The sequence below is a fragment of the Nonomuraea sp. NPDC026600 genome (assembly GCF_040638335.1).
GTDB lineage: Bacteria > Actinomycetota > Actinomycetes > Streptosporangiales > Streptosporangiaceae > Nonomuraea.
This window is the reverse complement of record NZ_JBEZYD010000087.1, coordinates 1-7,266: the sequence shown is the minus strand read 5'-3', so window position 1 is coordinate 7,266 and position 7,266 is coordinate 1. Positions and strand designations below refer to the sequence as shown.

The following is a 7,266-nucleotide window of genomic DNA, read 5'->3' as shown; positions in this document are numbered from 1 at the left end:
TGTACCCGCCCCTCTGCCCGTACCTCACGACTCCGGCATACACCAGAGACAGCAGGCAGTCACGACTCTACGACTCTACGAATTCATTCTGTGTAGGCGGTCTCCAGGATGACCTTGACCGGTACGGTGTCGCTGGCGAGCGCCGTCACCGCTTCGATGTCGCGTTGCACGTCGGCGTCGTTGTGTGAGCGTAGGGCTCCGATATTGATCACCATGTCGAGTTCGCGTGCGCCCTGCTGGAGCGCCAGGTGTGCTTCTGCGGCCTTGATCTCGGTGGCCGAGGAACCATGGGGGAAGCCCACTACGGTTCCGACGAGTACGTCGGTGCCCTTCAGCAGGTCAGCCGCCAAGGGGACGTCAGCCAGTCGCACGCAGACGGAAGCGACGTTGTAGCGGGCGGCCAGTGCGCATCCGGCCCGCACGTCGGTTTCGGTGAGTTCGGGCCGCAGCAGTGAGTGGTCGATCATCTTGGCAACGTCGGCGACAGTGAGGTCGCCGGTGGTCGTGAAGGTCATACAGATCCTGAGGTAGATGGAGAGGTCTTGGCCCATCGGCGCAGGCTGAGCGAGCCGATCGCCATGAGAAGTGCTGCCGCGGCCAGGAAGGCGAAGGCGGTGCGCAGGGTGGTGGCGGCGGCGATCTGCCCGACGACGCCTGGCCCGCCGAGCAGGCCGACGTAGGCGATTCCGGAGACCACCGCGACGGTACGGCCGCGTTCGGAGGCCGGGACGCGTCTTCCAGCGAATCCGTACAGGGTCGGGGAGCCAACGGAGATGCCGGCTCCAGCGATGAGCAGGCCCGCCAGTGCGACGGCGGTGTGGTCGGCTGTGGCCAAGACCAGTACACCGGGGCAGACGAGCAGACCTGAGCACACCAGCAGCGGGATGTCGGCGAGCCTATTTCCCAGGAAGTGGCCTGCCATGCGGCCGGTGGCCGCGGAGGCGGCGAAGATGGCGGGTCCGAGGCTGGACAGACCGGGGGCGGTATGCAGGTTGTCCTCCAGGAAGACGGCGCTCCACTGCTGCAGGCCGCTTTCCACGAGCAGGGCCAGCACGCCCAGCAGGCCCGCTACCCAGACCATCGGCCCGGCCCAGGCCCCGCGCCCTCGGGGCGGCGGTGTGGTGCCTGCGGGGGCGTGGATGGCGGTCAGGTTCCGCCAAGCGGGCACGGCTCCGGCCAGCAACAGCAGCCCGGCGGCTACCAGCGGCCAGCCGGGGTGCATCCCGGCGCCACGCGCCGCTCCCATCAGGAGGCTGCCGGCCAGCAGTCCCAGGGAGAACACCGCATGGGCGCGATTCAACACCCTGCGCCCGGTGGCCGCCTCGGCTGCAACGGCGGCATGGTTGATGGCCACGTCATAGGCGCCTGAGCAGCCACCGAACACCAGCAGCGCCGCCACCAGCGCGGGAGCGGAGGTCACCACCAGCGCCAGCGGAGCCGAGATCGCGAACAGCACCAGCGCGGCGGTGAACGCCGTCCGTCCCGCCCGGTCGATGAACCGCCCGGACATTAGCATCGCCGGCAGCGCGGTCAGCCCGACCCCGGACAGGGCCGTGCCCAAAAAGGCGTCCGACACCGCGGTGGCGTCCCTGATCGCGGGGATCGCGGCGGCGTACATGCCCCATATCACGCCGAACCCGGCGAAGGCGGCCAGTACCACCACATCTGCTCGTACGGCGGAGGTTGGTGCCGCCGGTACTCGTTGCTCGATTTTCATGGCCGATCCAGTGGGACGTTCTCACACAGGAGGGTGAACAGCTGGGCGTACTTGCCCAGCTGCGGGTCGATGAGGAACTGCTGAGCGCAGTGACGTTGACCGGTGGCTGCTATCTCACCGCGCAGGGTCGGGTCTTCGAGGAGCTTGCGTACCGCTGCTCCGAATCCGTCCAGGTCCAGGGGGTCCTTCAGCAGGATTCCCGTCTGGCCGTCGATGATCTGCTCGGGTATCGCGCCGACCGCGGGGGCGACCACTGCTTTGTGCTTCCACATCGCTTCTGTGATCGTCAGGCCGAAGCCTTCCCGGATGCTCTTTTGGGTCACCACGTGTGCGTGGCGCTGGAGGGCGTTGATGACGAACGCGGTGCCCTCGAGGTCGTCTCCCGCGGTGGCCACCAGGTGGACGCGTCGGCGTATCGGGGCCGGCAGTTGCGCGCGCAGGTGCTGGACGTCTTGGAGCACTTCAACGCCTCCCGGGTCATCGGCGATGGCCAGCGGATCGGGTCCGGCCAGGACGAGATGGGCGTCGGTGTGAGGAGCCACCTCGGCGGCGTAGGCGCTCAGCACGCCGGCCATGTCCTTGAGGGTGTCCCATCTCGACACCTGAAGGACGACCGGTACCTGTGGGGGAAGCGGCTGGTCATGCTCTACCCGGGCGAGCTTGCTGAGCCACCCGGCTGGACGGCCGATCTCCGCGCCCAACGTGTCGGGGCCGGTATGCGCAGCGGTAAGGCCGATGCCGGCGAGCACGGTCAGTACCTGGTCGGGTTGCAGTTCCCGGTTCTTGGGCGAATGGGGATCGATGGCGGGAAGAATGATCCGGGTGTGCGGACCGTGCAGTTCGGATGGGACGTATCGGAGGTGGGAGAACACATAGCCGTGAGGCAGGTCCAGATAGGGTGCCAGGAACTTCCATGCCTCGGCGGTGTGGAGGTTGGGTGTGAGGCTGCCCAGGTGGCACTGCCAGACGACGGTGACCCCAGCTGCGCGCAGGACTGCGGTCATCCCGATCGTCTGCGGATCGTGGAGCACGACCACGTCTCCGGGGCGGACCAGCTGAGCGACCGCGGCCGCATGCTCGCGAGTGATCTCGGCGTAGAGGGTCTGCTCGGCGGCGGTGAACGGTTCGGTGTCCCGGTCGGTTCCGTAGATCTTGAAGTAGATCCGTTTGGTGATGGCGAAGAATTCCGGCATTGCGTCTGCGACCAGCCATCGCGTGGGGATGTCCAGAGCGTTGTGTCGGCGCAGGTAGCCGTACAGCAGTTCGGCGACCCCTCCGCCGTCGCATGTGGAGTTGACGTGCCAGACGGTGCGACCGCTCAGCGCCTTCCGCGCCGTCTGCAGATCTTGTGCCAGGGATGGGTCGAGAGAAGCGGTCTGGGGAGGGAGGCCGGGGTAGGGGGGAACGTCGACCTCGAAAACTTTGGTTCGGTTTTCAGCCATTACCAGGTTCTCCCTTCGGGCGGGGTTGCGGGGAGCAGGTTTGCCAGCTGTGCTGCGGCGAGGGTGATGCTTTGCTGCCGCGGTAGCAGCACGTCTTCGTGTTCGATGTAGATGTCTCCGCTGTAGCCCTCACCGACGAGTGTGTCGATCATGGCGGGCCAGGGCAGATCTCCGCGGCCGAGGGTGCGGAAACGGATGGGTGGCTGAGGGCCGTAGCGGATCCAGCCGGGCGTGGTGGGACGACCTGGTCCTGTCCACATCTGAAGGTCCTTGACGTGAATTGCTCCCAGTTCTTCCCTCCATCCGGTGACGATGTCCATGGGGTTGTAACCCAGCGTGGCGATGTTGGCCGGGTCGAGGCAGATGCGGAGCACGTCGGAGTAGTCGACGAGGCGGCGCAGCGTCTGGCGAGTGCTGTGGACGTCGAAGAGCACTTGTTTGGGATGCGGCTCGACACACAGCCGCAGGCCGAAATCGCGGCACTGATCCAGCAGGGGGATGAGCACCGCTGCCAGTGCCTCGATGTTGTCCTCCCACGACACCGTCGCCGAACCCCATGTGAGCCAGCGGGCGAAGTCAGGACAGCCGAAGTACAGCCGCACCTGCGGGGCGCCGATGGCGGCGGCCAGGCGGACGGTGGCGAGGGCGTGGCGAAGCGCGTGTGCGCGTTTGGCCTGCGGTGTGCCGGCGCAGATCGGATCGGTGTGAGGTCCGTACGGGCCTAGCAGCAATTGTGTGTCGCGACTGTTGCTGACACAGCCGACCTTCATCTGGTGCTGATCCAGCATGGCGACGAGATGGGCGCCGAATGAGGCGTCCTCCAGGACGGCGATGTCAGGCAGCAGGCGCAGTGTGGAGTCGGTGGGCAGGTCGATGAGATTCAGGCCGAGCTCTCCGATGGATATGAGTGCTTGGCTCAGCTCGCAGTCGCCGAAGGCTGCGGCGCACACACCTAGACGGGGCAGTGGTTGCTCAGTCATGACCGTGATCGTTTCCGTCAGCGGTGAAGGAGCCGGGCAGGCGGACCGTCCAGAAGGCCTCAGCCTTGGCGAAGACCTGGGGCGCCTGCTCTGCCAAGGCCAGGGCGCTGATGGCCGCATCGGCGCGTATCTCGATAGGGTGGTCACCGCATCTGCTGCGCAGCGCCGTTGAGAGTGCTTGCGCGAAGGGTGGACATCCGGTGGCCACTCCCCCCGTGATCACGGTGGAGGCTTCGTCGTGGCAGCCGGCCCGGTTGCGCAGCATCGCCGTTGCCGAGGACAGCTGATCGACTGCGGTGGCGATGATGCCGCAGGCGACAGGATCGTCGTCGAGCCATGCTCGGCAGACAACGGGAGCCAACGCGGCAACCGCGCCTTTGGGATGGGCCAGGGCGGCGAGCCGCCGGGCGGCCGAGGGCAAAGGCTCGCCGAGTTGCTCTTCCAGCTCAGGCAGCAGTCTTGTCGGACGCCCTCGCCCATCAAGAGCACGACAAGCGGCCCGCAGCGCCGCAAGCCCCATGTCGAAGGCGCTGGCCTCGTCGGAGGCCAGGTACTCGTAGCCGCCAGCGCGCATGACACCTCCATCGCCATTGCCAGCGAGAAAGCCGCTGCCGGTTCCGACGATCACCACGCTTCCCGAACCGAGGAGCGGAGGGGCGAGCAGCAGGGGGATCGCGTCGTTGGAGATCATCACGGTGCCGCGCACTCCGGCCTCGGTCGCTGCCTGCTGGATGAGCCGTACCTGCTCATCGGCGGTCTCGGCGCTGACGGTCGCCGAAGCCAGCCATCCGAGGACGGGAACGCCGCCTACCGCTTTTCGCACGAGGCTGAGCACTTCGCGCAGTCGTCGAGCTGCGGCATGTGCTCCTGCTCCGGCGGGATTGAGCGAATCGAGAACGGTGCTGTGCTGGACGCCGTCACCGTCGCGGATGAGAACGCGGGTATGCGAGCCTCCAGCGTCAACACCGAAAGTCGGCTGAGGGCGATTGTGGGAGCGAAGCCGGGCTCTGCTACCCGGTGAGAGGTGGGAGCCGCGGTCGGGGCTCGCCCACATCGCCCCAAGGCCCTGTTCGGGGGTGCGCGGACGGTAGTCGGCCAATCCCGGAACCATCGTCAGGTCGCTGGCCGCGAGTGAGGAGTTCGCCGGTCGGCTGGCCCAGATGGTCGCGGCGCGCGGCACCGCCCGTACCAGGCCGGGCTGTGCTCCGGTCACTTGGCAGGCGATTCGGGCGAAGTCGGCGCGAGTCAGATGTACCTGACCGGCAACGTGGGCCACCGAGGGGGCTGTCTGTGGTGCGGCCGCGACGGCGGCGACGACACGTGTGACATCGTCGTTGTGTATCGGCGTGAAGTACTGGTCGTCGGGTGCCTCGATCGGCTGACCACGGGCCAGAGCTCGTAGGCACAGTTCGGCGAAGTTCAGCCGGTGGGTTCCGGTCGACCAGCCATAGACCAGCGACACTCGTAGAACGACGTGACGTACCGCCTCGTCGGCGTGATCGAGAAGCCGACGCTCGGCGGCGAGCTTGGCACGGCCGTAGGCGTTGTGCGGCGCCACCGGATCTGTGACACGGTTGCGCGACCGTCGGCCGTCGAAAACGTTGTCGGTCGAGACGAGTACCACCGGGGAGCCGGCATCGGCAAGCAGCGAAGCCACCTCCTCATGGACGGTGATCGCCGCCTCGGGTTCCCGCTCGCACCAGGTCACATCGCTGGGGCCGTGTACCAGCACCACCGACCGCGGGGCGGCCTCGCGGACGGCCTCTGCCAAGCTCGCGCGGTCACCGGAATCGGACAGGTCCAGGGCTAGCGTGTCGGCTCCGCTGCCCGGGCGGCGTGCGACGCCGACCACCCGATGTCCGGTCTGGCGGAGGTGCCGGGCGACCTGGGCGCCGATCAGGCCCAACCCGACGACGAAGATCGGAGGTTCATACGTCAACTGCCGACCAACTCCCTTGTGATCGCCCAGCGGGTGAACCTGGCCGGGCGGCGCTCGCGGCATCGAGGACGATGCCGCCGTCAGGCTCTCGTCGTAGCTGTAGGTCGGCCAGCGTCTGCACGATGGCATCGGCGCCGGCCAGGTGTGTCTGTTCCCCTCCATTGGTCACGCCGATGACGAAGGCGCCCGCCGAGCGGGCGGCTTGGATACCGGCTGCGGCATCCTCGATGACCAGGCAACGTTCGGGTGGGTGTCCGAGGGCGGCCGCGCCGCGCAGGTAGCCCTCAGGGGAGGGTTTGCCGCTGGTCACGTCGTCTCCGGCGATGAGCATCCCTGGGCGCGGCAGGCCGGCGGCGGCCAGGCGGGCCAGGGCCAGGGGACGGGTGCCGGAAGTGACCACAGCCCATTCCGTCGGCTCCAGGGCCTCGAGCAGGGCCGCCGCTCCGGTGCCGGCAGTGATTCCCTCGGTGTCCCGCGCCTGCTCAGCTTCCAGGCGAGTCGCCTCTGCCGCCGCATCGAGATGGGGAGCCAGCACTCGGACGGTGTCGACCGTGCGCCGACCGTGCGCGGACTGCTCGACCGTTGTCACCGGCAATCCGTTCTCGGCAGCCCAGCGCCGCCACGACCGGCTCACCGCTGCGGACGAGTGGACGAGGACTCCATCCAGATCGAACAGGATGCCTGAGCACACCGGCATGCTCATCGGGCGTTCCTTACGGCCACCGGCACATCCAGAGCGCGGCGGATCTCCTCGTCGGTGACGTCGTCGGTGATGGCGACCTCTCCGACCTCGAGCGGTAACACGAACCGCAGGCGGCCGTCCCTGATGAGCCGGATCTTGCCCAGCGCCTTCACCACATCATCGGCATCGACGGGAAGGCCGAGTTGCGCGATGGTGTGCGGCAACCCGGCTCGGTGAAGAAGCGTCACCAATCGGCTGTAGGAGGCCTGGCCGACCCACCCGCGGGCCAGCGAAATGCGCGCCGCCACTGCCATGCCAAGGGCAACCGCCTCTCCATGAAGGACCGGGCCGTAGCCAGTGACAGTTTCGATCGCATGCCCCACGGTGTGGCCGAAGTTCAAGGGCCTGCGCATGTCGGCGTACTACTTGGAGTGCAGAGCTGAGTACGGGTAAACGTGCAGAGCTGTCAGCGCTGGTCGGTCGAGAGTGGTTCGGGTGGGTGGCGT

7 protein-coding genes are annotated in these 7,266 nt (G+C 67.5%); all 7 read right to left on the bottom strand.

The features are described from left to right. Positions 1-83: 83 nt before the first annotated feature. The 7 genes from deoC to AB0F17_RS66030 are packed head-to-tail and all read right to left on the bottom strand — an operon-like array spanning position 84 to position 7,173. Positions 84-515, bottom strand: coding sequence for a deoxyribose-phosphate aldolase (gene deoC, locus AB0F17_RS66060; protein ID WP_358047721.1), 432 nt, complete (start codon positions 513-515; stop codon positions 84-86). After that, on the bottom strand, positions 512-1,717 hold the full coding sequence (locus tag AB0F17_RS66055) for an MFS transporter (protein WP_358047719.1): 1,206 nt from the start codon (positions 1,715-1,717) through the stop codon (positions 512-514). The genes deoC and AB0F17_RS66055 overlap by 4 nt, the downstream gene beginning before the upstream one ends. Beyond that, positions 1,714-3,159 (bottom strand): glycosyltransferase, encoded by a 1,446-nt coding sequence (locus AB0F17_RS66050; RefSeq protein ID WP_358047717.1) that lies wholly within the window; start codon positions 3,157-3,159, stop codon positions 1,714-1,716. Before AB0F17_RS66050 ends, AB0F17_RS66055 begins: the two co-directional genes overlap by 4 nt. Continuing rightward, complete coding sequence (locus AB0F17_RS66045; protein WP_358047715.1) at positions 3,159-4,139, bottom strand: sugar phosphate isomerase/epimerase; 981 nt, start codon at positions 4,137-4,139, stop codon at positions 3,159-3,161. Before AB0F17_RS66045 ends, AB0F17_RS66050 begins: the two co-directional genes overlap by 1 nt. Then, positions 4,132-6,078: a sugar nucleotide-binding protein gene (locus tag AB0F17_RS66040; RefSeq protein WP_358047713.1), complete on the bottom strand. Its 1,947-nt coding sequence runs from the start codon at positions 6,076-6,078 to the stop codon at positions 4,132-4,134. Before AB0F17_RS66040 ends, AB0F17_RS66045 begins: the two co-directional genes overlap by 8 nt. Then, positions 6,068-6,781, bottom strand: coding sequence for an HAD-IA family hydrolase (locus AB0F17_RS66035; RefSeq protein ID WP_358047711.1), 714 nt, complete (start codon positions 6,779-6,781; stop codon positions 6,068-6,070). Before AB0F17_RS66035 ends, AB0F17_RS66040 begins: the two co-directional genes overlap by 11 nt. Beyond that, positions 6,778-7,173: a hypothetical protein gene (locus tag AB0F17_RS66030; protein WP_358047709.1), complete on the bottom strand. Its 396-nt coding sequence runs from the start codon at positions 7,171-7,173 to the stop codon at positions 6,778-6,780. The genes AB0F17_RS66035 and AB0F17_RS66030 overlap by 4 nt, the downstream gene beginning before the upstream one ends. Positions 7,174-7,266 lie beyond the last annotated feature (93 nt).